Genomic DNA, 26,059 nt, shown 5'->3' with positions numbered 1-26,059 from the left:
CTTGGCCAATCAGCGGATCGGCGGCGCGTACTGGAGACCGCCCTTGTTCCAGAGGCCGTTGAGGCCGCGGGCGATACCGAGCGGTGAGCCGGCGCCGACGTTGCGGTCGAACACCTCGCCGTAATTGCCGACCAGCTTCACGATCCGGACCACCCAGTCCTTGGTCAGGCCGAGCTGCTCGCCGAAATTGCCGTCGCTGCCGAGGACGCGCTTCAATTCCGGATTGTCCGACTTCGCCTTCTCCTCGACGTTCTTCGAGGTGACGCCGAGCTCTTCGGCCGTGACCATCGCGAACAGGGTCCATTTCACGATGTCGAACCACTGATCGTCGCCGTGGCGCACCATCGGGCCGAGCGGCTCCTTGGAGATGATCTCCGGCAGCACCATGTGGTCGTTGGGATTGGCGAGCTTCAGGCGGTTGGCGTAGAGGCCCGACTGGTCCGTGGTGAAGACGTCGCAGCGCCCGGATTCGTAGGCCTTGACCGTCTCGTCATTGGTGGCGAACGCGATCACCTCGTACTTCATGTTGTTGGCCTTGAAGTAGTCGGCGAGATTCTGCTCGGTGGTGGTACCGGTCTGGACGCAGACCGAGGCGCTGTTGAGTTCCAGCGCCGAATTCACCTTGAGCGACTTCTTCACCATGAAGCCCTGGCCGTCATAGTAGTTCACGCCGGCGAAATTGGCGCCGAGCGAGGTATCGCGCGAGATCGTCCAGGTGGTGTTGCGCGAGAGCAGATCGATCTCTCCGGATTGGAGCGCAGTGAACCGGTCCTTGGCGGACGTCGGCACGTATTTGACTTTCGTCGCATCGTTGAATATGGCCGCCGCGACCGCGCGGCAGAGGTCGACGTCGAGGCCGGTCCAGTTGCCCTTGTCGTCCGGCGACGAGAAGCCCGGCAAGCCCTGGCTGACGCCGCAGGACAGCATGCCCCTGTCCTTGATGGTCTTGAGCGTTTGAGCATGGGCGGCCGAGGCGGACAGGCCGGCGGCAAGAGCAAGGGTGAGAACCAGAGTTACGCGTTTCATGGGCTGAAGCCTTTCAAGGGCGTCGCGTTGGGGGCGACGCGCGGTCGTCTCTAAGGGCGTATGGGAACGTTCGTCGAACATCCTTCGCTGAACGTCTTTCGCTGAACATCGTGCAAGCTGTGGGCCAACCCCGTTGATCCCCTGCCTAAGACCTTTGGACGCCTGGCTGTCAGGCATGGTCCCTCACGCGGTGGATCGAAGGTCGCGGCAAGCCCCTCAACATGCAGCGACAGAATAGCACCTGCGCATCACAGAACGACTGGCGTGCCGGGTCAAGGGGTTGACGGGACTCTTCTGTGATCTGTTATTACCAGTTGCGGTCGATCCGCCGTCCGGCGCGGGGACTTTCCGCGCCGACAATCCCAGTTTTGAAAGCACACGCATGGATTCATCTGCGGGCGCAAAGCCCTTCTCGCAACATCCCGACACCCGGCTGGTGACCTCCGGCCGCGACACCAAGGCGCAGAAGGGTTTTGTCAATCCGCCGGTCGTACACGGTTCGACCGTGCTCTACCCGACCGCCGCGGACCTGCACGCCCATCGCGGCGAGTTCCAGTATGGCCGCCACGGCACCCCCACCACCAAAGCGCTCCAGGAGACGCTGATGGCGCTGGAGGGACCGAACTGCGCCGGCGTCGGCATCGCGCCGTCGGGCCTCGCTGCGATCACCACCACCCTGCTCGCGGTGCTGAAGACGGGCGATCATCTGCTCGTCTGCGACAACGTCTATCGGCCCTCCCGTAATTTCTGCAACGGCCTGCTCGTGCGCTACGGCGTCGAAACCACCTATTTCGATCCGCTGATCGGCGCAGGCATCGAGGCGCTGTTCAAGCCCAACACGCGCGCAGTGCTGGTGGAAGCGCCGGGCTCGCAGTCCTTCGAGATGCCTGACATTCGCGCGATCGCCGAGGTCGCGCATGCCCGCGACGCGCTCGTCATCGACGACAACACCTGGGCGACGCCGCTCTATCATCGCTCGCTCGACCAGGGCGTCGACATCAGCATGCAGGCCGCGACCAAATATATCGGCGGCCACTCCGACATCATGTTCGGCACCATCTCCGCCAATGCCAGAGCCTGGCCGCTCGTGACCGAAGCCATCCGCCTGCTCGGCGTCTGCGCCGGTCCCGACGACGTCTTCCTCGCGCTGCGTGGTATGCGCACGCTGTCGGTACGGCTGGCGCAGCATTATCGCTCGGGGCTTGAGATCGCGCGCTGGCTAGCCACGCGGCCCGAGGTCGCGCGCGTGCTCCATCCCGCGCTCGAGACCGATCCCGGCCACGCGATCTGGAAGCGCGACTTCACCGGCGCCTCGGGCCTGTTCAGCCTCGTCTTGAGGCCCGCGCCGCAGAAAGCCGTCGATGCCATGCTCGATAGCCTCAAGCTGTTCGGCATGGGCTATTCATGGGGCGGCTTCGAGAGCCTTGCCATTCCCTTCGACTGCGACGCTTATCGCACGGCAACGAAGTGGGCGCCGGGCGGTCCGACGCTGCGTCTGCATATCGGGCTCGAGAGCGTTGAGGACCTCAAGGCCGATCTCGATCGCGGCTTTGCTGCCTTCAAAGCGGCAATGTGAGCCTCCGCATTGGGCATCGCGCTCAACAAACGCGCCGCAACGAAGGTGGGCGCACCAAAGGATCAGCGGTCCTGCGTCTTCGGGGCGCTGCCGCGGTTCTTCCAGATCAACATGATGTTGCGAATATAGATCACGGTCGCGAGCGCCTGTCCGAGGATGATGACCGGCTCGCGCTTCACGACACCATAGACCAGCGTCATCAGCCCGCCGCCCATGGAGCAGAACCAGAAGGCCATCGGCACCACGCTGTTTCCGGCACGTTCGCTCGCGATCCATTGCACGAGAAAGCGCGCCGTGAAGAACAGCTGCGCGACCAGGCCGAAAGCGAGCCAGAAGTCGAACTTGGCGACGAAGACGTCGTAGAGATAGTTGCTCAGCGCCTGGCCGTATTGGATGATCATGCCTTCACCTCAGTCACATCTGGTGTCGGCTTCTTGCGGCGGATCAACCACCATACACCGGCAAGATCCATGATCCCGATCCATAGCCGGTCGAAGAAGCCGTAGTTTGAAACGCCGGCGCGGCGCGGCCGGTCGATCACGTCGACATAGGCGATCTCGAAACCCTCCCGGCGCACCAACGCCGGCAGGAAGCGATGCAGCCCGTCGAAATAGGGCAGCATCAAAAACACCTCGCGGCGAAAGGCCTTCAGACCGCACCCGGTGTCGCGCGTGCCATCCTTCAGGATCGTGCCGCGCACGCCGTTGGCGATGCGCGACTGCAACTTCTTGAAGCCGGTGTCCTTGCGCCCGACCCGCTGGCCGGCGACGAGGCCGATGCCCTCGCTTTTCTCGACCGCTGCGATGAGGTCCGGCAGAAAGGCCGGATTGTTCTGGCCGTCGCCGTCGAGCGTGGCCACGATCGCGCCGCGCGCCGCGCGCACGCCGCTGCGCACGGCCGCCGACTGTCCGGTCGACCTGGCATGGCGGAGCTGACGCAGATTGCCCCGTTGCTTCATGATGGCCGACAGCCGCTCGCCGGTTGCATCCGTCGAGCCGTCATTGACGTAGACGATCTCATAGGCCCAGCGGCCATCGAGCGCAGCGCCGATCTCCTCGATCAGAGGCGCGATATTGTCCGCCTCATTGCGCACGGGGACGACGATGGAAACCGAGGGCTGGAACGACAAATCGATGCTCGTGGTTGGAATGGGCCCGCGGCGGGAACCGGTCCGGTCGGCAGGCAGCCGCTTTTATGGGGCGGATGCCCCGCGGGCAACCCTTTTGAGGCGTGCGAACACCGGCCCGGGAAGCGCCACGATCGCCCCGTCGCTGCGGATGGCGAAGCCGAGCCGCCGTGCCGCAAACCAGTAGCGCATCGCCATGGCGCCGACGATGCCGACCAGGGCGCCGGCCACGACGTCACTCGGATGATGGGCGAGCAGCACCAGCCGCGTCAGCGCGATCACGATGGCGTAGGTGAACATGAACACGCGCAGCCGCGGCCAGAGCGCGCCCACCGCAAACGCCAGCGCGAACGCCGTCACCGCATGCGCGGACGGCAGGCTGTAATGGGCCTCGGTCCCGTTGAACGGAATGAAGTTGAAGGGATCGGCCTTGCCGCCGACGAAGGGCCGGCCGCGGCCGATGACGAATTTGAGGATTTCGGCGACCAGCACCGAGAACAGCACGGACAAGAAGATGAATTGCAGCCGCGTGCCGAAGCCGAGCAGCAGCGCCCGCGAGGTGCCGTGCCGGCCTGCCGCAATCAGCGCTACCGTCACGAGCGCGGCGGCGAGCGCCGTCAGCACATACTCGTCCTTGCCGAAATCGGTGAGGATTTTGATTGGCCACAGGCCGGGCGTGCCGCGCGCCGGCATCATCTGGATCTCGCTCATATCGAACGCGAGCATCAGCGCGATGATCACGGCCGCGCCGGCAGCACTCAGCCAGAGTGAATGGCGCGCCAGCCGGCGCGCCGCCTCCGCGCGCCGCGAATGCGAGGGCGCGCGCACGAGCTGTGTCAGCGCGCGGCCGGACAGCAGCAGCAACTGCGCGCCATAGCCGGAGCGATGTGCGACGTCGGCCGGCATCTTACTCGGACCCTTCCGAGCGGTAGATTGCGATCGAGATCGCGCGCCCTTGCGAGAAGTTGTAGCCGTCGATGCGCGAACCGACGCGGTAACGCAGCCCGATCGCCTCGGCACGCTGGACGAAGCTGCGCTCAGAACGCTGCTCGATGAACGCAAAGCGGCAGCTTCCCTGGCTGAGGAAGTCGGCAGCACCCGAGCCATCGGTCAGTAGTGTCGACGTCCCCGTCAGGAAGACCAGGCTCGGCTCGTGATAGCCCGCGGAAGCCGCCTTCGGAGCAACGCAGCGCACGTTGCGCAATGCGCGCGCGATCTCGACGCTCGGAAACAGCGGCGTCAGCGACGGCAGAACCAGGCCGTAGACCACGACCGCCAGCATCAGCGCCGCAACCAGCGCGTTGAGCAGCGAGCGTTCGGCGCGGTTGTTGTCATAGAGCCACCAGGCGAACAGGCCGAAGATCAGCGACGCCGCGATGAACGGCCACGCGGCGAAAGCCGGCTGGCGCGTGAGCATCACGGCACCAACCACGGCGATGATCGAGCCAGCCGCAGGGATAGCGAACCACCAGGCCGAGCCGCGCGCCAGCCATGAGCGCGACAGCACGCGACGCTCCACGGCACCGGCCGTGAGGATAGCGATCGCCGGATACAACGGCAGCACGTAATGCGGCAGCTTGGTCAGCACCGCCTCGAACACGATCCAGGACGGGATCAGCCACGCCAGCAGATATTGCGCGCCGGGCTCGCGCCGTGCCCGCCACACCGCCGGCGCCGCCATCGCGGCGAGCGGTGCGCCGGGCCAGAAGGTGATCCAGAACAGCGCAAGATAGACACCCGGAGGCGCGCCGTGGGATTCCTGCGCACCGAGCTTGCTCAGCATGTCGCCACCGACGGAATCGGCGAAGAAGGCATCGCCCGCGCGCCAGAAGATCGCGATGAACCAGGGCAGCACCAGCACCAGCACCCACATCAGGCCCCAGAGCGGGCGCAGCCGCCATAGCCAGGAGGCGTCGCGGTCCTGGATCGCCAGCACGATGATGGTGAGCGCGGCGAACATCAGGATCAGCGGCCCCTTGATCAGGATGCCGACGGCGATCGCGGTCCAGAAGATCGCGGGATAGCTCCACCGCGGATGCGCCTCGTCCTCGCCGCGCTGCCAGGCGAGATAAACCCGCCCCATCGCGCCCATGGCCGCAACCACGGTGAAGAGCAGCACCGCATCGGTCTTGGCAAGCCGCGCCTCGACACCGAGCAGGACGGATGCGCACATCACCAGCGCCGCAAGCACGGCGGCGCGGCGCGTGACGAAGCCGAGCGCGGTCCAATAGGTCATCAGCACGGCACCGATCGCGCCGACCAGCGACGGCAACCGGTAGACCCAGATGCGCAATTGGGCGCGTGGCAGGCCGAGCGCGGACGCGGTATGAACGGCGGCCGATTGCAGCCAGTAGATGCCGACCGGCTTCTTGTAGCGGACGTCGTCCTGGAAGCGGATGTCGACGTAATCGCCGGTCTCGACCATCTGCTTGGTCGCCTGCGCAAAGCGCGCCTCGTCGCGGTCGACGGGTGGAATCGTGAAGAAGCCGGGCAACAGCAGAAGCAGCGCACACACGAGCAGGAAGCCGATTGCGCGGGCGTGGCTGCCGGTGGCGGCATCGATCACGCGCACGAACCGGTTGCCCGGATTTACGGGGGTTTTCGGCTCGCGCGGCTCTCCGAAACGGGGGCGGGCATAGGTCTCGACCATTGGTTCCGCATACGCTGAAACCGCCACCCCTACAACCGCTTAAGCCGGGATCATTGAATTCGAATGACGACTGTGTCGGCGGCGCCAGTGGCATCGATCACGGTCAGCCGCGCAAAGCCCGGCCCGGGCGGATCGATCAGGCGCTGGCGCCGTCCGTCGATCTCGCCGAGCGCGGTTCCGTTGACCAGAATGGTCATGGGCAGCACGCCGCCGGCGACCTTCACGGGCATGGCGGCCGCCTCCACGCCGGCCGAGCGGTCGACGTCGATCCGGGAGCCGTTCAGGGGGAACTGGATGTGGGGAGCCTGCTCACCACCGGTGCGGACGAGTTCCCCGACGGGGCGGAACCGCCTCAGGGGTAACGGCAGCTTGGCGTTGCTGGCGACCAGGGTTCCCTTCGGCGGCTTGGGCAGCGGAACCGGCAACTTCCCGCTCCGGGCGAAGGCGTCGAACAGGATGGGCGCCGCGGCCGTGCGGCCGATCAGGCCTGGAACCGGCGCGCCGTCGGGACGGCCGACCCAGACGGCGATGGTCATGCGGCCGTCGAAGCCGACCGACCAGGCGTCGCGATAGCCGTAGGAGGTTCCGGTCTTGAAGGCGATACGATTGTGGGCGGCGTTTTCGGGTGGCGGCGTACCCAGGAGCACGTTGCCGACTTGCCAGGCCGCCACCTGGTCGAGCAGCCGCAGCGGCTCGCGTGCGTCCCTGTCGGTCATGACCTCGCGCAGCGGGCGCGTGGTTCCGAGCCTGGCGAGACCCGAATAGAGCTGCGCAAGGTCCTGGAGCGTGACACCCACACCGCCGAGGCCCATGGCGAGCCCCGGCGCTTCGTCCTTGGGCAGCACCAGGTTCCCGCCGGCCTGCCGCAGCCGCGAGGCCAGGCGGCTGGAGCCGACACGGTCGAGCAGCACGATCGCCGGCACGTTGAGCGACAATTGCAGCGCCTTCTTCACCGGCACCGTGCCCTGGAACGTCATGTCGAAATTCTCAGGCGCATAGGAGCCGAAGCGGACCGGGCGATCGTCGATCAGACTGTCGGGGTGGACGAAGCCGTCCTCGAAAGCGAGGCCGTAGATGAACGGCTTCAGCGTCGAGCCCGGCGAGCGCAGCGCGCGGGTCATGTCGACCTGCCCTGCCCGGCTCTCGTCGAAATAATCGGCGGAACCGACGCGCGCCAGCACGTCGCCGCTCTCATTATCGACGACGATGATGCCGACCGAGATGTTCGCACCCAGCGCAATGGCGCGGTCGCGCGCGAGCGGCTCCAGCACCTTCTGGAGATTGGCGTCCAGCGTCAGCTTGATGACCGGCGTGTCCTTGATCGTCGCGAGCGCGGTATCGGATGCATGCGGCGCCAGGACCGGCATCGGCTTGCGCAGCTTCGGCACGGGCACGGCCTTCGCCTGCCTGGCGTCGTCAGCGCTGATCTGATGCTCTTCGACCATACGGTCCAGCACGCGGTCGCGCGCGATGCGCGCCGCCTCGGGATAGCGGTCGAGCCGGCGCGTTTCCGGCGATTGCGGCAATGCGACCAGAAGCGCGGCTTCAGCGAGCGACAGCCGCTTCGGCTCCTTGCCGAGATAGGCGATGGACGCTGCGCGAATGCCCTCGAGATTGCCACCATAGGGCGCCAGCGTGAGATAGAGATCTAGGATCTGCTCCTTGCTCAAGCCGCGCTCCAGCTCGATCGCGCGCACGATCTGCCGAAGCTTTGCATAGAGCGAGCGCTGCCGCCGCGGCTCCATCAGCCGCGCGAGCTGCATCGTGATGGTCGAGCCGCCCGAAACGATATGGCCGCGCGTCGCAAGCTGGATCGCGGCGCGCCCGAGCGCGAGCGGATCGACGCCGTCATGCGCGTAGAAGCGCTGGTCTTCATAGGCGAGCAGCAGTTTTACGTAAGTCGGATCGATGTTGGCCTTGGCATCGACCGGCAACCGCCAGCGCCCGTCGGCCATCGCATAGGCACGCAGCAGCTTGCCGTTGCGGTCGACGATGGTGGTGGAGACTGCGCGGGATTCGTCGAGTGGGAGAGGACCGAGGGAGATCACCCAGGCGACGAAGGCGCAGATGGTGAGGATGAAGGCAAAAGCACAGGCCGAGAGGATGCGAAAGGCGCGTTGCCCTCTCCTTCCGTCATGGCCGGGCTTGACCCGGCCATCCACGTCGCCACCCACGGCACGCGTGGCCGTGGATGCCCGGGTCATCTGCGCGAAGACGCGCTTCGCGCTTTTGCCCGGGCATGACGACTGTATGTGTGGCTCCGCTTCGCTCATAAGACCTAGCTCAGGTTTCGAGCCATTCTACTTCGCCGCCCGCACCTCGACCGCCCCCGTCCCCGTGCGGCCGTAGCGCGAGGGATTGTACATGTCCTCGACATAGGCCTGCGGCAGCACGTATTTGCCGGGCGAGACCGCGCGCACGACATAGGCGACGGTGAAGACCGCCTTGGAGTCCGAGGCCCGATCGACTGCCGCGGTGAAGCGGTCGTCGCGGAATTCGGTATTCTCGGGCTCTTCGCCGTCCTCGATCCAGTCCAGCGTGCCGCTGTCGCCCGACGAGACCAGCTTCGGATTGTCGATCTCGAGACCCGCCGGCAGATAGTCAGACACCATGATGTGCCCATATTCCGGTTTCGCCTCGGTGATCTTCAGCACCACCGCAAAGCGGTCGTTCTGCTTGACCTTGCTGATGTCGGCGGGCTTGCCGTCGAGCGTGAAGTAGTTGCGCTCGATCTTGAAGCCGGCTGAAGCCGCAGGCTCCGGCGTGACCGGCGAGCCCGAGACCGAGACCACGGCCTGTATTGGAGCATCACCGGTGTTGGTGATCTTCAGCGGCTTGCCCTCCAGCGTCGCCGCCTTGTAGCTGCGGTACAGCGCGGTCTTGACCGGCTGGCCGTCGACATCGAGCGACATATTCTCTTTCGCCAGCGCCTTCGCCGCCAGCACCAGCCACGCATTCTCCTGCGTCGAGGTGTAGGGCGTCAGTCCGCGCGCGGTCTCGACGCGGGACACGGCCTGGGTCAGCGTCGCCTTCGGCGCGTTGCCTTCGCTGGCGAGCGAGACCAGTGCTGCGGCGTCGCGGAGCTGCGAGCCGTAATCGCTGCGGCCGAACTCCAGGACGGGCTTCGGCGCGAGGCTATCGAGTGCTGCGCCGTAGACCCGTTCCGCGCGGTTGCGATCGCCGACCAGCGCGAGTGCCGCCGCAAGCTGCGACTTGGCGATCGGCGTCGCCAGATTGTTCAGCTTGGTATCGGCAAGATAGCGGAGGTCACCGATTGGAGCCGCACCGTTACGCGCGAGCACGTAGAGGCCGTAGGCGAGATCGCGGCCGCCGTCCTTCTCCGGCTCGTTGGCATTGACGACGGAGTTGCGGATGCGGTCGAGCGCGTTCTTGAACAGCACGTCCGGCACCACAAAGCCCTTTTCACGGGCGCGGGTCAGGAAGTCCGTCACGTAGGCATCCAACCAGGCGTCGTCACCGCCAGCCGACCACAGCCCGAACGATCCATTCGAGCCCTGGCGCGCCAGGAGCCGCTCGATGGCATCGCGGATGCGCTGGTCGATCTCGGTATCCATCGCCAGATGGGCGCCGGCCGCGAGCTCGTTGACGTAGAGCAGCGGCATGGCGCGGCTGGTGATCTGCTCCGAGCAGCCATAGGGATAACGATCGAGCGCCTTGAGGATCGTCGCGGCGTCGAGCGCGGTCGACAGGCTTGCCGAGACCGAGACGCTGCCTGTGCCCGGCACGAGGTCGGAGAACATGTCCGAGGTCAGCGTCAGGCTCTCGCCCTTCGCCAGGGTGCGGATCGAGCGACGCGCCAGCACCTGCGTGGCCGCCTTGACGTCGAGCGCATAGTGCCGCGCGAGCGCCAGCCCGTTCGGCCCCTTGATATCGACGTCGAGCGTCGCCTGCCCCGCCGCCGTCGCATCGAGCGCAAGCGAGAATGAATTGCGCTGCTTGGCGGCGAGCTTGATGCTGGTTGCGGGATTGCCGGTCATCTTCACCGGACCGCCCGTCTTCACGGAGATCGTGTAGTCGCCGGCCTGCCCTTCGACGTTGTCGATCTCGAGATTGACCGTGCCGTGATCGCCATTGAGCAGGAAGCGCGGCAGGGTCGCCGTCAGCACCACGGGATCGCGGATCACGACGTCGGTATTGGCGCGGCCAAGCTTTGTGGCGGTCCACGCCACCGCCATGACGCGCGCGGTGCCGGCGAACTCCGGAATGTCGAAGCTCACTTCCGCGGTACCGTCAGCGGCAACCGTGACGATGCCCGAATAGAGCGCGAGCGGCTTTTGCGTGGGCGGCGAACCCTGGAGCTCGGCACCACCGGCGTCGCCGCCGGACTTGATCTGGCCGCGCGTGCCCTGCATGCCGTCGATGAGCTGGCCGTAGAGATCGCGGATCTCGGCGGTCAGGCGGCGCTGGCCGAGATAGTAATCATCGGGCGCCGGCGGCTTGTAGTTGGTGAGGTTGAGAATGCCGACATCGACCGCCGCGACGACGATCTTGGCGTCCTCGCCGGGATTGAGCCCGTCGAGCTTCACCGGGATCTTCAGCGTCGAATTCGGCCGGATCAGCGCCGACGGCGTCAGCTTCACGGCGAGCGTGCGCGTCTGCTTGTCGATGCCGAACCATTTCAGCCCGATCGCCCGGCCCGGCATGCGCTGGGCGGCCGCATCGAGCGGCCGGCGCAAGGTCGCTACGACATAGGCGCCGGTGCCCCAGTCCTTGCCGACGGGAATCGTGACCTGCGCGGTGCCTTCCTTGACGTCGACGGTCTGCGTGGTCAGCAGGCGATCGCCCAGCACGTTGATGGTGAGCTTGCCGGCGCTGCGCACATTCACCGACACCGTCATGGTGTCGCCGGAGGCGTATTGCGGCTTGTCGATCGAGGTCTCCAAGAGGTCGGGCGTGTCGGCGCTGCCGTCCGAATACCAGCCGACATCGAACTGCACCGACGTCACCGGACCATCCGCCTCGTTCGACTTCACGTCCAGCCGGTAGCGGCCCGGCTGGGGATTCAGCGAAATGCGTGACGGCTTGTCGGCGGCAATGGTGAGATCGCCGTCAGCGACGCGCGAGGTCGACTTGACGGGCTCGTACTCCCAGTAATTGTTCTGGCGATACCACTGGTAGCGCGACTCCAACTTCAGGAGCTCGTAACGCAGGCCGTCGCGCGGCAGCGTCTTGCCGTCGGGCGAAACGAACACGACGTCGAACTCGGCCTTGTCGCCTTCGGCAACGCTTCGGTCGCCGAACAGCGGCTTGACGCCGAGCATCGCGGCCGCGGGTGCGACCGGCAGCACGAGCTTGCGCTCGACCGCGCGGCCGCCCGTCTCCGCCATGCGGACGAAAATCTGCGCCTCCTGCGGCCGGCTCGAGGCCGGCTGCTTGTCGAGCGTGACCGGGAAGGTCGCCATGCCATTGGCGTCGGCCTCGGGGAGGTTTTCGAGCGGGGTGCGCTCGTTGCTGGTGGTCTCTTCGTCGGCGACGCCGAACTGGTAGCCGGCAAAGCCTGGCCGCTCGGAGGCGGTGGCGACCAGCATGTCGCCTTCGAGCTGGAGGCCCGAGGCCGGCGCGCCATAGAGGAAATGGCCGTCGACCTTCAGTTCAACCGGAGCATTCGCCTTGATCAGCTTGTCCTTGGCGGTGAGATCGAACTCGATCCGATCGGGGACGTAATCCTCGACCATAAAGGTGGTCTCGCCTACCGATGAGCCCTTCGGATCGGTGAAGGCGCGCACCCGCCAGGTCCCGGTCGGGACCGCGGAGTTGAGCGGCACGGAGAACGTGCGGCCGCCGGCGCCCTGGTCCGACAGCACGGCGCGGCGGAATTCGACGCCGTCGGGGCGCTCGATCACCAGAGTCAGAGGCCCGCCGGTCACGGCGTTGCCCTGCCCGTCGCGCAGGAGCGCGGTCAGGTACACGGTCTCGTTGGAGCGGTAGACACCGCGCTCGGCATAGACGAAGGCATCGGCGCCAGCCGGCACCGCGCGTCCCGCCACGCCGCGATCGGACAGATCGAAGGCAGAGGTCTTGAGGCTGAGGAAGGCATAATCGGTCTTCTCGCCACTGACGGTGAGCAACGCCGGCGACAGCCCGCCCTCGCCGCGCGCCAGCCCCGCTTCGAACAGTACGTGGCCGGCCTCGTCGGTCTTGCGGGTCGCCAAGATCTCGTTGTTGCGGGCGACCAGCCGCACCTCGGCCTTCGCCACCGGATCGGTCGACGCCAGCGAGTTCACGAAGACATGGATGCCGTCATTGCCGGAATAGGCGGTGACGCCGAGATCCGAGACGATGAACCATTGCGTCGCGAGCTGGGAATCGTCGTCGCTGCCCGGCCCCTTGGCCGCGGCCGTCATCACGTACACGCCGGGCTGGAGATCGCCGAGCGCCTGGTCGACCGGGAATGCGGTGGTGACGTCCTGGTTCAGCGTCATCGCGGTCGCGAGCTCGCCGGACCAGACCTTTACGCCGCGCTCGCCACCGAGATCGGAGAGCTGGTAGCGCGACAGCGTCTTCTGGAAGTCGCTGTCGACGACGGTGTTGATCAGATTGCGGTCGCCGATCCGGAACACGTTGACGTTGACCGCCGGCGTATTGACGCTGACCACGGGAATGCCGCGCTGGCCCGTGCGCGGCAGCACATAGGCGCGGCTGGTGAAGCGCACGAACGGCTTGCGGTCGCGCACATAGATGTTGAACTCGGCCGATTTCGGCAGCCCCTCCTTCACCGTCGACGGCAACCCGGCGCGCAGATTGATGTTGTAGCGTTCGCCATGCTTCAGGCCGTCGACGCAGAGCTGCTTGCCCTCGGCCGACAGCGCCGGCTTGTCTGTGCCTGCGAGCGCCAGGAACGGCGCGAAATCGGTGCGCTTGGCCAATTCCTCGGAGAACTGGAAGCAGGCGCGCGGGCTCGCCGAGTCGGAATCGACGGTGTAGTCGAGCAGCCGGAAGCCGTGCTCGTCCCGCAGCTTCTCGTATTGGCCGCGGACATCGGCAACCTCGCGCATGTCGAGCGACAGCCGCAGCGCATCCAGCGCCGGCCGGAACAAATGCCGCTGGGCGAGCGACTTGCCGAGGACTGCGAGCGCATCGGCCTCCTCGCCCGGATTGCCGGCGCGCATGTAAGCGATGTAGGCGGCGGTCGAGGCGCGCTCGAGCAGGAAAGTCTGCTCGCTCGAGCTCTTCGGCACGATCTGGAAGATGACGCGCGCAAGACGCAGCCAGTTGCCGGCATCCTCGGGCGTGGTGGCGGCGATCTGGCCGAGGATCGACAGGCCCGTGCGGCCATCGTTGCGCCTGAAGGCGGCATCCGCATCTGTGCGCAGGGTCGCGTTGGTCTTGGCGACCGGCCCCGCCTCGCTCTTGATCTGGGCTTCCAGCTTGATCGCGGCGTCAGCGAGATCGTCGCGTTTGAAGGCCTTGTCGGCGGCCTGCGCCGATACCAGGCCGAGCGCCAGCGTTGCGCAGATTGCGACAGCGCGAACCAAACCGATCATGATGGACTCCCGGGACCGCGGACAAGCGCCGCGTGCGCGATGAAATGCGCGGAAAGGTGACAGACTCAAGGCGATGGAACCAGAATAGCAAAACGTCGCATGCGCCATTGGCAAGCAAGCCCGAATGGGCCTCCGAAGTGCCGCCCCTGGCGCCGCCTCAGCCTGTGGCAGCACCGGACAAAATCAGCCGGTGGACAGGGTCCCGGACGCGGGTGCTACGTCTGAAGCGCAGCTAGCGCAGAACGGGACCGTGAAAAGTCCATCGCTTTGCTTTGTCGCTGACTTGAGGAAAACGGTTCGATCCGGACTTGGCGGACGTGCGGATTTTTCATATTTGGCGTGTTAAAGACGTCGCCGGGCCCCACCCCGGGGCCGTCCAGACGGTCCCGTAGCTCAACTGGATAGAGTAGCGGATTTCTACTCCGCGGGTTGCAGGTTCGAGTCCTGCCGGGATCGCCAATTTTTCAGCCCGAAAGTCAATAGCTTGCCCACGTCGTCCGCGCTGGAGGCCGTGCCGTTCCCCCATCTGCCTGCTTCACCTCAGGCACAAGGCTCTCCAGCCGCTTCAGTCCGCTGCGGTTAGACCAAGCGTTTGTTCAAAATACACGGTAGCGCCGGCATGAGGCTCCCCCATCTGGCAACGCATGCCCGTCGGCTGAGGCGATGAATGCAATACCAAGCCGTTTACGCCGGCGGGCTCGCTACGTCCTAAGAGCGTCGACCGCGTGGGCGACGAGAATGCTAATGCTGAGTACGATCAGGCAAACAATTGCGGCTTGAAATAACATCGGAGTGGTTTCTGTGGGCCCAGGGTGAGCCGCTTATAAGCTGTCACATTTTGCCAGCATTTGGCCGAGCCGGCGGCGCCTTGGTGTTCACTTCGTTACAAGTTTGCAAGGTCTGAAACGCCAGCCGGTCATGCTGACCTGGTTCTTACGGTTCAGCGCCCGCATGACGCCAACGCGCGCACGCACCGTTGGCCCGCCTTTCTCGGCCACCAGGAAGGCGCCCCCATTGCCGCCTGCCAATTCTGGCCGACCGTGCATGGCCTTCGGCAGTGCTGCGATGTGCTCGCCGGCATCGCGCAGCGTCACCAACTTGCAGCCGCCAATCTCTATTGGATCATCGAAAGGCCGCCCCAGTCCCGATCAGCCACAGCAGCCCCCTTTGAGGCCGAGGAATGGCCCACGCGGGCGCATAACTCGCCTGAGGTAACCGACCCTGCCCCACCTTTGGCGCCTTGGCTGCAAACATCCCTAATTCGGTCTCCCCATCCTCCTGTTACCGCCACAAACAGAACTCACGAATGCGTGACCGCGTAGGGGGAGAAAAATGAGCGGACAGAGAAGAGCATGGAAGGTCTTGGGGGCCAAACGTCGTGAGTCAAATATCGAGCAACTCCAGCTAGATCTGGCGGCGTTCAATCGGTGCATAGAGGTCCTGGAAAAAGCCCACGCCAATCCTCACGACGTAGAGGTTCTGACTTCACATGCTCTGACGATCGCCGAACAGATCGATGAGGTGCGCTGGTCGAACCCCGCGCAGGCGTTGGGCTGGTTGTTCGAGCAATCCCGTAAGGTCGCTGAATCAGACCACTGACTCAGCCGGATGAAAATCGGGCGCTGAGCGTTATCGAGCGCTGCGTGAGCAGCGGCATCAGCTCACGGGCCTCGACATCGGCAATCGCCGCGAAATCGCGGCCGGTCTCCGCGATGTGGCCCATGCGCTTGAGTTTTAGCCGCACATTCTCGATCTGGTCCTCGAGCGAGGTCAGTGGAGCAGCAGCGGTCATGGATCAGCCTTCGTTTCGAGTGCGGCGGACCATTCCGCCCGGCGCTCCGAATTTCGCCCGATGCTCAACGCAGGCGCTGTGATGCGTATCACGAGAGAGGAAGACCGAGCCGCTGGCGGTGATCGCGCTGCCGACCCGCTGTTTAACGATCCGTAGACTTTCGGCTCAGCCGCGAAATCATCGCAGCGTCGACCCCAAAGCTCTTGGCTAGCTCCATGCGCAAGGCGACCACCTCTTTCGCGCGCTCGTCGGCGACCTGCATCGCGCGGCGTTTGGCATCGCGCAGACGAATGATCTCGGCCTTTGCCTCGCGCAGCATCGCGGCGGCGCGCTCGATCTCGCGTGCTGCCTCCAGGCAAAGCGGGGACCGCTCGGATTTCAATCGTTGTACCAAATCGGTCATGAGTCGCCCTCCCTATTCGGCCAGGCGCGAGATCATAGCGCCCGTCCCGTTCAGGCCCGAGTCACTGTGTTAGCCATATCACGGATCAATTGAGGCATCTTCGTCATCGTCCCTCACCATGAGTTGCACGGTGCGGCCCAAACGGGAGAACGAACATGAAGAAGTGCCTTTGGCTCACGCTAGTAGTGCCGGTTCTGGCATTCTCTGGGCCGGCAAGCGCGTGCAAATCCGCTGGGTACTCTGTCAATGGCGAGCCGCAATGCATCACCACCAGCGATGGCCCCGGGCAGCCTTACACTGACGGTCGCGCGACCGTCTCCGGGTGGGAATGGTATAAGATTCATCGCCTGCATCGCCGCTTCTGATCGCACGGGCAGATCCGGGTTAGTCAGCGCGTCAGCGCATCATGCGGCCTCAAAAGATCACCTTCGGCGACATGCGCGAGATGGGCGTGCGCGGTGTCCTGGTCTATTGCGCCGACTATCGTTGCAGCCATAACGTTGCGCTGAGCGCAGATCGCTGGCCCGATGATCTACGGCTGTCAGACATCGAGCCGCGGTTTGTGTGCCGAATCTGCGGTCTGCGCGGCGCCGACGTCAGGCCGGACTTCAACTGGAATAAGCCTATAGTCCCAGCTATGGGATATCGATGAAGCATACCGCAGAACGTCCCTTGGCAACCCGGAAGCCGCCGCCCGCAAGCTGATCGAGATCGCCAGCGGCATTGAGCCAGTGCAGGACGGCCGCATCCATATCGAGAAGATCAACGCGCCGTTCCTCTACTCGTTGCCCCTCTTGCTTGGCGCAATTGCCAAGTGCGGATGATGCTTGCGAGGATTGGTGTGATGCGCGCTCTCAACCGCAGGAAATAAAAGGAGGCCGCAGAGGAGCATCACTTCCCGCGGCCCCGCACCGGATCAGCGGAAAAGGTTTAAATACTAAAATCCCTCCCCCGGTGTTCCTCCAACAGAACACCATGTTCCGAATTTGGCAAGCTCCTTGTCCTGCCTTCGGACACATTCAAAACGTTGGGCATTGCTACTTTGACCCCTCCATTCTCCCCCTGACTCGGAGGCGGGTCTCTCTAAGTCTCTTAAGCCTCAGCGGCGTTGTGATCAGGGGCGTGAGCGCGGGACCGAAGCCCTCACGCTTTAGTTTTGCACCGGATATCCATCGGGTTATCAACACGCTGGCGGCCCGGCACATAGCCCCCGCCGAAGGTGTGCCGAGCCTAGCCATGTCAGCGCGCTGGTCGATTCCGACCGGCTGGAGCAAATCATGGCGACAACGTGACTGAACCGCTAGGGCTTGGATGCAACACTGTCGACGGAAACAGAAGCCCACCAGCGTGAACCGGCGGCACCGCGGACCCAATAGAGCGTCGCAACCTGCTGGAGCGCCAGCCTGGGCTACATCAGCTGGCTTTGGTTTCCCGGCTCAGCCACTCGTCCAATTCCTCGGGGTCGATTCTCCAAGAGGGCGATACGCCATCCGCTGTTCGAGCCGCCAGCCGGTAACCTTTCCGGCGCAGCTTGGTCGCTAATTTCTTCGCGCCGGCCTCGTCGCTACACTCAACGGACATGCCTCCGTACACGACGACCCCCTTGAAGGGTGGCTTGGGTTTCTGGGGGTGTCGTCGTCTCGAAAAGTGACGCATGACGTTAAACCCCAAATGCTACACCTTCAGAGTTCAACCAATATTACATACCCTGTTCAGAGGTTTCGCAAAGAAAAGCAACCTAGGTGCGATTATGCCGCACGCTCGCGCGAGTTGCGACTGCCGGCGCGAATAGAGCATTCGATGTATTCATTTTTGATCCACGCCGAGTAGAAGGCCCGCCAGCGTGAACCGGCGGGGCCTTGATCTTTTGAGCAATCAACCGCCTTACAGATCTTTTCCAGCGCTCGCAGCCGCTCGTGCGCCCACAACCCAAGCACCGCTCTGACCGAGGCCATGCGCTTGCTGAGCCACAAGCTCAGCCGGATAACTTTCAGGCGTGCTGCAAGCCGTAGGCCAGCGATCAGGCGCAAATGTCATCCTCCAACGGCTCGGGCTCTCGGTCGCTGGGTCGGCGCAATCGGGTCAAAGCATCCCAACGTATAACTATCGGCGCAAAGCGAGGAACTGCCATAGATCGCTTCATGAGGAATGAAGCAGCTTGGATCATTGTCCCCGCCATTGGGTTGATGCTGCTTCTAACGGTCATTGTGCTCTATCTCGGCCGATGATCCGGCCGTCGTCATAAATCCGTAATCTTACGGAAATGAACCTTTCTGCGGTTCCAGGCCTTTTGTAGTCTGTAGTATGAGACGGGGAGCGAGTGATGACGGAACGCGATCAACTAGGAATGACGCCGCGCGACCTCATCCTAGAGGCAGTTCGGAAGGAACTAGTTGAATTCGAGCGGCGAGAGATTGAGTTTCGCAAAAAGGACAGAGAGGAGCGAGCTACGGAGTTGCGGCTCCCCCTGCAGGAAATCAAAATTCACTGACCCTGCCGCCTCAGTTGGCGGCCTCTTTCAATGGTGCTTATCCACATCAACGATCCGTTCGCGGTCATTCTGAGCCGCTAGGAGGAGATGCGGCGTCATGCACAATGTCTTCCTTGGCATCACCTTTATCGGAGTCGTCGTGCTCGTCTTTGCGTCCCTCATCGCCCTTCAAAGAATAATCGGGTGAGTTGAGGTGCTGGCGATGTGGTCGCCAACCGCACTCTTGACGCCCACGTCCACGCAACCCACCGCAAGAAAAAGGACCCCGCCGGGTTCACGCAGCGAGGCCCTTGGGATTAGGTGGTGTCGGAAAATTCTGGACACGTCTAGGTTCTGGTTAGAAGCTTCACAGTCGAAATCGGCCACCTGCCGTCGTGGCCACCGATCGAGATCCGGAGCCCGTGCACCTCGTCAAGGAACACGTGATCAACCGTCCCCGCCTTACCGTCGGTCAGGATAACACCCCTGCCGATTAGCTCCGTCTCAGCAGCATGAAGTTCTCGAAGGATGTTTGTCGCTCGTTTGGTCCAGTCATCGGACATGGTCATGCCATACCCGGCCGGCGGAGTAGTGAAAGATCAGTTAGAGCGACAGATGCATTGAGGCTACCGCCGCTTCGCGCGCGTCTGTGCCGCCAGCCGTCCTTGTCGAGTTCGCCCCTGAAACCTTCTGGCAGTTGCGGCGTCTCGCCTTTGGTCACCACTTGCAGCGCGGGTTACTTCGGTGGGTGCAAATCGCCTTGAAGCCAGCGACCAAGGGCCTTGGAATGCATGGGATCTTCATGGGCCGCGAAGGTTGTAAGTGCGTGATTGCAGACAGCGCATCGAAACATCTGCAAGTCCACGCTTGGGCTTTCTGGCTCGATGCTGACGAGCATCATCTGGGCGTTGCACTTCGGACAGACGGGGCGCGTAAATGGAGCCGGTGGAATGGACCGCGCCAATCTGGCGGCCCACCGTTGTTCGAACTTTCTTTCGAGGTCCGTAGGGATCGTGCTCATGATCCGAACTCCGGGGATTGCGGTCCTGCCCCGGTGCTATCGTCTCAACGCTCGTCGCGCTCGAAAGGTCCTAAACAGCTCCAGAGGGAACCATGTGCGGCGGCTGAGGCGATGAAAACGAGGCAGGCCGGTTCGCGCTGGCTGGACTCAGCGCGAGGTGTGAACCAGAGCCGCCCCAATCGCGAGCTAGCCAGAGGTGTGGGATTGTTTTTCGAACCCCGAGGAGGTTCGTATGTCGCAAAGTGGTACCGGCCGCTGCGCACCAAGCGGGCGTCAGCCTGAGACCGCGTGTCTAGGAGCGCTTTACCGAAGAGCCGCACTCCCCATCAGCCGATCCGCAGGTTTTCCGCGGACATCTTACCGGAGCGCCCCGCCATCAACTCATAGCTAATCCGCGCGCCCTCGGCCAAGCCCGTGTAGCCGGCCTTCTCGACAGCACTAATGTGCACGAAGACGTCTGAGCCGCCGTCATCAGGTTGGATGAAGCCATAGCCTTTGGTCGCGTTGAACCACTTCACTTTACCCATTGCCAAGGTCAAATCTCCGAATCAAAAAAGTATCTCGCAAAGTAGAGCGTAGCCTAACCACGGATGCCTTGACTGTTCGATTCCGGACATAGGAGCGAGCGAGATCGCGTCTCGTCCTGCGCTCGTTCGGATCCCGGCCTCACAATGCGAGGGCCATGTCCTGGTGCATCGAAGGGAGCCCGCCATTCCCGGCGGGCTCAAGTGCAGGGAGGAGCGCCATGAGAGACGCATCTGAAACCTACAGCGATTCCGGCCGATGCCGTGTACCGCGATCGACACAGTGAATAACAAAACCAAACTTATCCGCACCAAATGGGCAAGGGCTGGGGGCGCTCCTTAGGCTCGCAACGTGCAGCGGTATTCCGCTAGCTATTCCCCAACGATCTGTCGTGCGTGCGCAACAGGTGACTCGGTTCCGTTAAGGGAAACAGCAGTTTTAATTTGCGGGGTAGCAACGTCGGCGTAGGCTTAGCAACACCGGGGCTGGCGAATACTTCACCTATTTTTTTGACCCGGCGGGGCCGCAGCGGCGCGGTTGTCGCTGCGGCCTTTTTGGGGACGACAAGACTCGCCAGCATGGCCGAGACCGCTGTGATCCTCTTCACACGGGCATGGCATCAGGATTGATAAGCTGTTGTCGCTGGGAATTTAGAGGAGCCCAGTTTGATCGAGCGTCGCCAGGTAAGTTTCATTTCGTGGTGGTGGCGTAATTCTTGGAACGTTTCAGCCAAATGAGTTTCAAACCATGGAAAACAGCGTCATCGTCCGGGTTTACGGAAGGCAGCTAGATCAATTGCGTGCCGAGGCGTCCCGAATTGCACGGGGAAGCAAGATTGATTGGTCGATCGAGCGGGCTGACAAGGGGATGCGCTTTTGCTTCGAGGATGCCGAAGCGAAAAAGACCTTTGCCTCGATCTGCGAACACTTCGCCGTCCCGTGTCTTGAGGCCTAGCGAAACAAGGCCACCAGCGTGGCCTGACTGACGGGCGTTTGGTTATCTGCAATCAAACGCTCACGGCGCGGCGCGCGTCCGGTGATGGACGCCGGGCCTGACCATTCCCCGCTTCACGCGTAAGGTTTGGCTGAGCCGAGCACAAAACGAAATTCTCGGGCGCCCTATACGTGTCTGTGCAATCCCCAGAACGCGATCAGCAGAAGAGCTGCGGCCCCGATTCCCAGCAACATGAGAATGGCTTCCAGCATGACGACTCAAGCTCCGCCTGCGGAAGGATACACCCGGGCGGAATTTTGTCAGTAAAGCCACGCGTCAGCTCCACAGGTCCGCACTCCATGACGCTTAAAGCGAAGCAAGAGACGCTGCAGCTGTCCGTGTCTTTCGATCGGAAGGGACAGGCCGCCGTTGGAGCGCGCTATCTCAACGACAAAAATAGTTCCGCGACCGCCTCATGCTCCGGCACCTGCGGGAACAAGCTCAGCCGCTGGCAATAGATCGGGAAGTCGCGTGCTTCCTCGCCGCTGGCCGGAAGCCAGTCGCGATAAAGTTAGAGGCGCATCACCGAGCCAAGTCTGTCTCCTCTACAGACGACATCAGGTCACCATCTCGCTCAAATGGGGTTTCGGCCCGGTCACCGGTCGGCGACCGTCCAGCAGGGCTCCCGGTGTCCGGGTGGTGACCGGGGGACCTGAACATGGAAAATCAGCTCGGGGCTGGTCCCGTATGTTCCAAAGTTGCAATCGAGAAACGCTCTTCGGATAAGCGCCTTTCGACAAATTTTCGTTCGGCATCGGTTAGCTGGGTTTTGAGCAGGCCCTCGTACCGATCGATATTCCTTTGGTGCGCGCGCAAGCGCAGATTCTTGGTGTCCATGAATATGCTCTCGACTGAAATATCTTGAGGAAAGCCACCAGACTAAAAGCGGAATTTGAAGTGATCAAGACTGCATCAGCGTCGTTCGCCTCCCCCGACATCGGCGATTGGCCTCAATCTTGGCCTGATGCTGTTGGCGGCTTTTCCAGCGCTCCGCCCCGGGGGGCCTGCCCGGCGGCCTCCTCAAGGTCCTGGCGGCATGCCGCGGCCTTCGGTCCGTGAAAATACGGTTGTGGCGCGCAAACAACGATCCGAGAAAGAACGTCAAAGCCCGAGATTCCCGCAATTGCCGGGGAATCCGCGAATCACCTAGATCGGAAGCGGGGCTGGGAAGCGGAGAGTAAAATGAGAGTCGCTTCCTTGGAAAGTGTACTGGCGGCAGCCAGTTTGGTCTTGGGTATCGTCATCGTGTTGTGGGGAATCAAGATCTTCTACGGTGCGTAAACAGAACGGTGCGTAAACAGACAGGACGCAGGCGTCGAACAAGAGACTTTCGAAAGGTCCACGACAGGCATCCCTTCCGCGGCGGCGGAAGCCCTGCCGTTTTTCACGAGCCGACGCGTGGCGAATGACCGCTGCGCCAGGATCTCGTTCCGCTTCGACCCTACCCTTCGCCTTGACCCGCTTCGGTAACGTCGCGCCGACGAAGTCGCGTTCGCCCAGGTGAGCCCCTGGCGATGGTAACATGATGCAGGCGCGTTTGCGCAGAGCGAACGGCGCGGGGATCAATTTCGCTGGCCAACCGATTGCGAAGGATGCGTCGAGAGGCGTTCGAGCGCCGCCTGCTGCGCCAGTTCGCCAAAATGAATGCACAGGAAGAGTACGAAGCCGGCAACCGCAACGAGCGCGATCCAGGCGACGCTCATGCGCGCCCGCTTTGAGCGGAGTGATCGAATTGAAGATCGCCGCATGATCGGCGTCCGTCGTCGCGATCAGAAACGGCCTCGGCTGGTACGGGGGGCATCACACCGAGGCCGCCATTCCCACGTATGCCGACAGTCGGCGGTCGTCGGCACAGCAAGGCAAGTCGGTCAGGAGCCAACGGTTCCACAGCGCCGAACGGGCCGGCCCGCGACCGCGCGTCTCAGCGCGCGAGAGCCCGCCCTTGAGGCTGCCGATGGGGGCCGCCCGCTCCTTTGCATGGGGTTGTTTTCCGGATTTTTGGTAGGCGCTGGCGAAGCGCCCTACTCTGCCGCGTCGTTCGTACGCCGCTCCCGCGCGAGATGATGCCAGGCCAGCGCCAGCTGGATCAGCCGTTGCCGGTCGGCACCTTCGGAGGCCGCAGCGCGCTTCATCGCTGCCGCGGCTTCACTCTCGGGGTCATACTCCGAACTCATGACGGCGATGATGCTCCGAGGAAGTGGACAAAGCGTGACAATTCGCCCCCGTATGAACGCGGGGTCGCCGCGGCCATCCTGCGGATAATCGGAACAGTCGGAGGCCGCGCAGGACGCCCCTCGCGGCGGCTAAAGCTGTTTCGCAATCGCCTCGACGGGCTCGTCGAGGCTTCTCAAGCCGCGATCGATCACCTCGATATCGTCGTCGATCTGCGCGATCGACTGGCGACAGTCGAATCCCCTGATGGACTTGAGATCGACGACAAGGCGCCGCCTGTGCATCCGCAGATCCTCCAGCGACTGGCGATCCCTGATTCGCGTAAAACCTTCAACGATCAGCTCGATGGCCTTGGACATGACGCATACCCCCAGCTCACAACGCGGCCGACCCGCGCAGAGCGACTGGCAGGGATTATAAGCCTGCGTCCCCGCCCGGGTTCCGCCTCCTGGGTATGTTTGGTTAACGCCGGGTGCAGCAAGATTTCGGCCATGACGCCTCGCGGCCGTCAGGCCCTTCTGTCGGACTGGCACTCGCTTTGCTCAGGCATGCCCAATCAGCCAGACCCGCCGTGGGTCTGTTTCACAGTGAGGCAAGCCATGCAGCCGATGTCCCGCTTCGAAGCGACCGCCGCCACACAACTCCATGCCTTGATCGCCGACCTGCGATGGAGGGCTCAACTCCTCGATGCCGATATCAAGGAAGAGGAGCGCAAGGCCGGCGAGTTCGATCCCGCCAGCCTCGCCTATCCGATGCTGGCCCAGACGCTGCGGGGACGCCGCGACAACCTTCAGGCGACGGTTGCGACCCTGCAACGGCAGCTCGAGGCCCTTGCCCCGGCCGACTGGGGCCGGGCCGCCTGAAGCCGGCCGCTCGTGTGGACGACGGTTCACGGATTGCGACCGCGAATGTGAATTTAATCACAGTGGCGGAGCAATTCCTCGGCTAAAAGGCGGGCCGTGCGGCCGCGCGATGTTGCGGCCGCGGGGCACGCCAATGACGCATCAACCGACACCCCTGCCCGCCATGACGCACGACGCCGAAGCAGCAGCCACGCACGCGGACGCACAGGCGCCGCGCCGGAGCCGCGATCTGCTCGGCGTAGCCTATCTCGCGACCATAGGCGTCGTCATGGTCGCCTGGATCGGTGGCCTGATCTGGGCCGGAGTAGCAGTGGTGAGTTGGCTGATTTTCTAGAAGAGATGTTGCGCCAGTTGCGCGGCCTTGATGCTGCCGCACACGATCATTCCCCAAAGCGCAACGCTGATCTGGATAGCGTCCAGCATGTCCCGTTTCCCCGCGAATCAATTTCAATTGTTTTTTCTTTGATCAAAACCGCGAACGCGCCGGGAGCGCCAGACAAAATTTCAGGCAGTTGTTGTGCGCCGCCACAGGAAGCCCAGCGCGCGTCGAGTGGCCGTGTCCGCGTGCCCGAAAATGATTGAGACGTAGGCAGCTCCGCCGATTGCCTAACGTGTCGCCACGCGCCGCCATTTGGCCTCGACGCGCGCCTTGATCGCACGGACACGGGCTTCATGCGCGGCCCAGAATGCGCGGCTGGCCGCCGCCGTGCCGTGTTTGTAGGTCGCATAGACGTCGGTCGGCTTGACCGGCGATGGCCGTGCTTGCGGTTGCGCGCGCACGAGCGCCCGCGCGGGCTCGGGATCCGGCGCTACGGCTGTCGTCGCACCAGGTGTCGCGAACGGCGAGTTCATCGCAATGAGGCGGTTTCGCGCGCGATTGCAGTAGATCACGGAGCGCGGCGTCATGGTCTCTTCGCCGTGCCCGGCGCGGTATTTCATCAGTGCGCGGCAGAGATCGCCCTGCGCCAGCCGCCAGGCCCTGGCGAGATAGGTTACACCGTAGTGGATATTGATCTCGGGTCTGGCGAGTTCGGCCGTGGTGCCCTTGAAGCCGAGCATGGCCGCCGTTTCAGGCCTGACCTGCATCAGCCCGATCTCGCCGACGCGGCCGATCACCGTGGAATCGTAGCGGCTTTCAACGAAGACGACGGCTTCTGCGATATCGGGCGGCAATTTCGTCCTCGCGGCTTCCTTCTCGATCAGCGCGCGCACGGATGCACGCGCCGGAAACGGCTCGGCATCCGCAACTGATGCAGCCTCGACACTGTCCGACGTGACCGCGCCAGTGACGTCGGCCGCAGCATCATCCGCTGCGCCAGCGCTCACTGGACTGGCCGCGAGCCCCAGCGCAGCCACCAGACAGAGCGGCGCGGCGTGCAGTATCCAAGGAATGCGCTTGCAAGGCCTCATCGGCGCTTGATAGCCGAGGCCAGTTAACAACGCTTGTTGGCAGGTCCGCCGCGCGATCGCGCGGCAATCCGAAACGGCGTCTCAAATGAAAGAGGCGGGCCTTGGGCCCGCCTCGGTCAGATCGTGATCGATCGGCTGATCAGTAGCACGCGCGCCGATCGGCAAGCACGTACTGGCCGCTCGGATAGCGGTAGTAGCAACTGCCCTGCGACCAATAATAGCCCGGCTGCGATGCGGCCGTTGCGCCGGCGATCGCACCCGTTGCGCCGCCAAGCACGGCGCCGGCGGCAGCTCCCGTCGCGTTGCCGGAGATCAGCCCGCCGAGCACGCCACCGACGATGGCCCCGCCGAGCGCACTCGCGCCCGGGTCTGCCGGAGCAGGCGGCGGCGGAGGCGGTGCATAAGCCGGGGGCGGCGGCGCATAGGCCACCGGCACATCATCGATGTACTCTTCGGAGATGTAGGCGGGAGGGCCGTCCATGCGCTCCGGATAATAGTACCAGGCGCCGCCAACGTCCCACCACCAG

General features: G+C 63.7%; 25 protein-coding genes, 1 tRNA gene and 2 pseudogenes. 8 read left to right on the top strand and 20 right to left on the bottom strand.

The features are described 5' to 3' along the window. Nucleotides 1–9: 9 nt before the first annotated feature. Nucleotides 10–1,026 carry an amino acid ABC transporter substrate-binding protein gene (locus QQL28_RS39855; RefSeq protein ID WP_284274483.1) on the bottom strand — a complete coding sequence of 339 codons (1,017 nt, stop codon included), beginning with the start codon at nt 1,024–1,026 and terminating at the stop codon, nt 10–12. Between the two features lie 382 nt (nt 1,027–1,408). Here QQL28_RS39855 and metC point away from each other — a divergent pair, with 382 nt between their 5' ends. Further along, nucleotides 1,409–2,602 carry a cystathionine beta-lyase gene (gene metC / locus QQL28_RS39850; RefSeq protein WP_284274480.1) on the top strand — a complete coding sequence of 398 codons (1,194 nt, stop codon included), beginning with the start codon at nt 1,409–1,411 and terminating at the stop codon, nt 2,600–2,602. Between the two features lie 62 nt (nt 2,603–2,664). On the opposite strand, the gene QQL28_RS39845 is transcribed toward metC, so the two are convergent. The 6 genes from QQL28_RS39845 to QQL28_RS39820 all read right to left on the bottom strand — a co-directional run bounded on the left by QQL28_RS39845 (nt 2,665) and on the right by QQL28_RS39820 (nt 13,883). Then, complete coding sequence (locus QQL28_RS39845) at nt 2,665–3,003, bottom strand: lipid-A-disaccharide synthase N-terminal domain-containing protein (protein ID WP_284274478.1); 339 nt, start codon at nt 3,001–3,003, stop codon at nt 2,665–2,667. Next, nucleotides 3,000–3,731, bottom strand: coding sequence for a glycosyltransferase family 2 protein (locus QQL28_RS39840; protein WP_284274476.1), 732 nt, complete (start codon nt 3,729–3,731; stop codon nt 3,000–3,002). The genes QQL28_RS39845 and QQL28_RS39840 overlap by 4 nt, the downstream gene beginning before the upstream one ends. A 63-nt stretch (nt 3,732–3,794) precedes the next feature. Then, nucleotides 3,795–4,634 carry a phosphatase PAP2 family protein gene (locus tag QQL28_RS39835; protein ID WP_284274474.1) on the bottom strand — a complete coding sequence of 280 codons (840 nt, stop codon included), beginning with the start codon at nt 4,632–4,634 and terminating at the stop codon, nt 3,795–3,797. Nucleotide 4,635: 1 nt separating this feature from the next. Beyond that, nucleotides 4,636–6,378, bottom strand: coding sequence for an ArnT family glycosyltransferase (locus tag QQL28_RS39830; protein WP_284274473.1), 1,743 nt, complete (start codon nt 6,376–6,378; stop codon nt 4,636–4,638). Between the two features lie 50 nt (nt 6,379–6,428). Further along, nucleotides 6,429–8,582: a penicillin-binding protein 1C gene (pbpC, locus tag QQL28_RS39825; protein ID WP_284274472.1), complete on the bottom strand. Its 2,154-nt coding sequence runs from the start codon at nt 8,580–8,582 to the stop codon at nt 6,429–6,431. 96 nt (nt 8,583–8,678) lie between these two features. Then, nucleotides 8,679–13,883 carry an alpha-2-macroglobulin family protein gene (locus QQL28_RS39820; RefSeq protein ID WP_284274471.1) on the bottom strand — a complete coding sequence of 1,735 codons (5,205 nt, stop codon included), beginning with the start codon at nt 13,881–13,883 and terminating at the stop codon, nt 8,679–8,681. 382 nt (nt 13,884–14,265) lie between these two features. Here QQL28_RS39820 and QQL28_RS39815 point away from each other — a divergent pair. After that, a tRNA-Arg gene (locus QQL28_RS39815) sits at nt 14,266–14,342 on the top strand. Nucleotides 14,343–14,758: 416 nt separating this feature from the next. Here QQL28_RS39815 and QQL28_RS39810 read toward each other — a convergent pair. After that, nucleotides 14,759–14,980 (bottom strand): hypothetical protein, encoded by a 222-nt coding sequence (locus tag QQL28_RS39810; protein WP_284274470.1) that lies wholly within the window; start codon nt 14,978–14,980, stop codon nt 14,759–14,761. Between the two features lie 235 nt (nt 14,981–15,215). Here QQL28_RS39810 and QQL28_RS39805 point away from each other — a divergent pair, with 235 nt between their 5' ends. Beyond that, nucleotides 15,216–15,482 carry a hypothetical protein gene (locus QQL28_RS39805; protein ID WP_284274469.1) on the top strand — a complete coding sequence of 89 codons (267 nt, stop codon included), beginning with the start codon at nt 15,216–15,218 and terminating at the stop codon, nt 15,480–15,482. Nucleotide 15,483: 1 nt separating this feature from the next. Here the strand turns inward: QQL28_RS39805 and QQL28_RS39800 are convergent, their stop codons facing one another. From QQL28_RS39800 to QQL28_RS39785, 3 genes are all read right to left on the bottom strand, one after another. Further along, nucleotides 15,484–15,675 carry a hypothetical protein gene (locus QQL28_RS39800; protein WP_284274468.1) on the bottom strand — a complete coding sequence of 64 codons (192 nt, stop codon included), beginning with the start codon at nt 15,673–15,675 and terminating at the stop codon, nt 15,484–15,486. Nucleotides 15,676–15,817: 142 nt separating this feature from the next. Next, a complete protein-coding gene (locus tag QQL28_RS39795) occupies nt 15,818–16,078 on the bottom strand; it encodes a hypothetical protein (protein ID WP_284274467.1) in 261 nt (86 codons plus the stop codon). A gap of 1,748 nt (nt 16,079–17,826) precedes the next feature. Next, a complete protein-coding gene (locus tag QQL28_RS39785; RefSeq protein ID WP_284274465.1) occupies nt 17,827–18,108 on the bottom strand; it encodes a hypothetical protein in 282 nt (93 codons plus the stop codon). 293 nt (nt 18,109–18,401) lie between these two features. On the opposite strand from QQL28_RS39785, the gene QQL28_RS39780 reads away from it, so the two are divergent. After that, nucleotides 18,402–18,569 carry a hypothetical protein gene (locus QQL28_RS39780; RefSeq protein ID WP_284274464.1) on the top strand — a complete coding sequence of 56 codons (168 nt, stop codon included), beginning with the start codon at nt 18,402–18,404 and terminating at the stop codon, nt 18,567–18,569. A 326-nt stretch (nt 18,570–18,895) separates the two neighbouring features. Here QQL28_RS39780 and QQL28_RS39775 read toward each other — a convergent pair whose 3' ends face one another. Further along, complete coding sequence (locus tag QQL28_RS39775; protein ID WP_284274463.1) at nt 18,896–19,117, bottom strand: PRC-barrel domain containing protein; 222 nt, start codon at nt 19,115–19,117, stop codon at nt 18,896–18,898. Between the two features lie 778 nt (nt 19,118–19,895). Next, nucleotides 19,896–20,102 carry a cold-shock protein gene (locus QQL28_RS39770; protein ID WP_284274462.1) on the bottom strand — a complete coding sequence of 69 codons (207 nt, stop codon included), beginning with the start codon at nt 20,100–20,102 and terminating at the stop codon, nt 19,896–19,898. Between the two features lie 739 nt (nt 20,103–20,841). On the opposite strand from QQL28_RS39770, the gene QQL28_RS39765 reads away from it, so the two are divergent. Continuing rightward, nucleotides 20,842–21,048: a hypothetical protein gene (locus tag QQL28_RS39765; RefSeq protein ID WP_284274461.1), complete on the top strand. Its 207-nt coding sequence runs from the start codon at nt 20,842–20,844 to the stop codon at nt 21,046–21,048. A 418-nt stretch (nt 21,049–21,466) separates the two neighbouring features. Here the strand turns inward: QQL28_RS39765 and QQL28_RS39760 are convergent. The 5 genes and pseudogenes from QQL28_RS39760 to QQL28_RS39740 all read right to left on the bottom strand — a co-directional run. Further along, nucleotides 21,467–21,598 (bottom strand): annotated as a pseudogene (locus tag QQL28_RS39760) (GyrI-like domain-containing protein); the annotation flags it as partial. A gap of 155 nt (nt 21,599–21,753) precedes the next feature. Further along, complete coding sequence (locus tag QQL28_RS39755) at nt 21,754–21,924, bottom strand: hypothetical protein (RefSeq protein WP_284274460.1); 171 nt, start codon at nt 21,922–21,924, stop codon at nt 21,754–21,756. Nucleotides 21,925–22,649: 725 nt separating this feature from the next. Beyond that, nucleotides 22,650–22,790 (bottom strand): hypothetical protein, encoded by a 141-nt coding sequence (locus tag QQL28_RS39750; protein WP_284274459.1) that lies wholly within the window; start codon nt 22,788–22,790, stop codon nt 22,650–22,652. Nucleotides 22,791–23,108: 318 nt separating this feature from the next. After that, a complete protein-coding gene (locus QQL28_RS39745) occupies nt 23,109–23,261 on the bottom strand; it encodes a hypothetical protein (protein WP_284274458.1) in 153 nt (50 codons plus the stop codon). A gap of 129 nt (nt 23,262–23,390) precedes the next feature. Beyond that, on the bottom strand, nt 23,391–23,618 hold the full coding sequence (locus QQL28_RS39740) for a hypothetical protein (protein ID WP_284274457.1): 228 nt from the start codon (nt 23,616–23,618) through the stop codon (nt 23,391–23,393). A gap of 240 nt (nt 23,619–23,858) precedes the next feature. On the opposite strand from QQL28_RS39740, the gene QQL28_RS39735 reads away from it, so the two are divergent. The 3 genes from QQL28_RS39735 (at nt 23,859) to QQL28_RS39725 (ending at nt 24,704) form a co-directional block, all read left to right on the top strand. Next, nucleotides 23,859–24,122 (top strand): hypothetical protein, encoded by a 264-nt coding sequence (locus QQL28_RS39735; protein WP_284274456.1) that lies wholly within the window; start codon nt 23,859–23,861, stop codon nt 24,120–24,122. Nucleotides 24,123–24,255: 133 nt separating this feature from the next. Then, the gene (locus QQL28_RS39730; RefSeq protein WP_284274455.1) at nt 24,256–24,456 is read left to right on the top strand and encodes a hypothetical protein; all 201 of its coding nucleotides are present in this window, start codon (nt 24,256–24,258) and stop codon (nt 24,454–24,456) included. Beyond that, the gene (locus QQL28_RS39725) at nt 24,441–24,704 is read left to right on the top strand and encodes a hypothetical protein (protein ID WP_284274454.1); all 264 of its coding nucleotides are present in this window, start codon (nt 24,441–24,443) and stop codon (nt 24,702–24,704) included. Before QQL28_RS39730 ends, QQL28_RS39725 begins: the two co-directional genes overlap by 16 nt. Before the next feature lie 24 nt (nt 24,705–24,728). On the opposite strand, the gene QQL28_RS39720 is transcribed toward QQL28_RS39725, so the two are convergent. Then, entirely contained in the window at nt 24,729–25,448 is a 720-nt protein-coding gene (locus QQL28_RS39720; RefSeq protein ID WP_284274453.1) for a transglycosylase SLT domain-containing protein, read from the bottom strand. Between the two features lie 223 nt (nt 25,449–25,671). Then, nucleotides 25,672–26,059: pseudogene (locus QQL28_RS39715) on the bottom strand (hypothetical protein); the annotation flags it as partial.

The organism is Bradyrhizobium iriomotense (assembly GCF_030160715.1).
GTDB lineage: Bacteria > Pseudomonadota > Alphaproteobacteria > Rhizobiales > Xanthobacteraceae > Bradyrhizobium > Bradyrhizobium iriomotense.
The sequence above is the reverse complement of the archived record's forward strand: the minus strand, read 5'-3'. Positions and strand labels throughout refer to the sequence as shown.

What these genes read in the sequence shown, in the direction of transcription:
- QQL28_RS39780 (WP_284274464.1), top strand. Translation starts at nt 18,402, where the DNA reads ATGACGGAACGCGATCAACTAGGAATGACGCCGCGCGACCTCATCCTA.
- QQL28_RS39735 (WP_284274456.1), top strand. Translation starts at nt 23,859, where the DNA reads ATGCAGCCGATGTCCCGCTTCGAAGCGACCGCCGCCACACAACTCCAT.
- pbpC (WP_284274472.1), bottom strand. Translation starts at nt 8,582, where the DNA reads ATGACCCGGGCATCCACGGCCACGCGTGCCGTGGGTGGCGACGTGGAT.
- metC (WP_284274480.1), top strand. Translation starts at nt 1,409, where the DNA reads ATGGATTCATCTGCGGGCGCAAAGCCCTTCTCGCAACATCCCGACACC.
- QQL28_RS39795 (WP_284274467.1), bottom strand. Translation starts at nt 16,078, where the DNA reads ATGACCGATTTGGTACAACGATTGAAATCCGAGCGGTCCCCGCTTTGC.
- QQL28_RS39745 (WP_284274458.1), bottom strand. Translation starts at nt 23,261, where the DNA reads ATGAGTTCGGAGTATGACCCCGAGAGTGAAGCCGCGGCAGCGATGAAG.
- QQL28_RS39730 (WP_284274455.1), top strand. Translation starts at nt 24,256, where the DNA reads ATGACGCATCAACCGACACCCCTGCCCGCCATGACGCACGACGCCGAA.
- QQL28_RS39805 (WP_284274469.1), top strand. Translation starts at nt 15,216, where the DNA reads ATGAGCGGACAGAGAAGAGCATGGAAGGTCTTGGGGGCCAAACGTCGT.
- QQL28_RS39765 (WP_284274461.1), top strand. Translation starts at nt 20,842, where the DNA reads ATGGAAAACAGCGTCATCGTCCGGGTTTACGGAAGGCAGCTAGATCAA.
- QQL28_RS39830 (WP_284274473.1), bottom strand. Translation starts at nt 6,378, where the DNA reads ATGGTCGAGACCTATGCCCGCCCCCGTTTCGGAGAGCCGCGCGAGCCG.
- QQL28_RS39820 (WP_284274471.1), bottom strand. Translation starts at nt 13,883, where the DNA reads ATGATCGGTTTGGTTCGCGCTGTCGCAATCTGCGCAACGCTGGCGCTC.
- QQL28_RS39740 (WP_284274457.1), bottom strand. Translation starts at nt 23,618, where the DNA reads ATGTCCAAGGCCATCGAGCTGATCGTTGAAGGTTTTACGCGAATCAGG.
- QQL28_RS39750 (WP_284274459.1), bottom strand. Translation starts at nt 22,790, where the DNA reads ATGAGCGTCGCCTGGATCGCGCTCGTTGCGGTTGCCGGCTTCGTACTC.
- QQL28_RS39835 (WP_284274474.1), bottom strand. Translation starts at nt 4,634, where the DNA reads ATGCCGGCCGACGTCGCACATCGCTCCGGCTATGGCGCGCAGTTGCTG.
- QQL28_RS39845 (WP_284274478.1), bottom strand. Translation starts at nt 3,003, where the DNA reads ATGATCATCCAATACGGCCAGGCGCTGAGCAACTATCTCTACGACGTC.
- QQL28_RS39800 (WP_284274468.1), bottom strand. Translation starts at nt 15,675, where the DNA reads ATGACCGCTGCTGCTCCACTGACCTCGCTCGAGGACCAGATCGAGAAT.
- QQL28_RS39775 (WP_284274463.1), bottom strand. Translation starts at nt 19,117, where the DNA reads ATGACCATGTCCGATGACTGGACCAAACGAGCGACAAACATCCTTCGA.
- QQL28_RS39855 (WP_284274483.1), bottom strand. Translation starts at nt 1,026, where the DNA reads ATGAAACGCGTAACTCTGGTTCTCACCCTTGCTCTTGCCGCCGGCCTG.
- QQL28_RS39755 (WP_284274460.1), bottom strand. Translation starts at nt 21,924, where the DNA reads ATGGACACCAAGAATCTGCGCTTGCGCGCGCACCAAAGGAATATCGAT.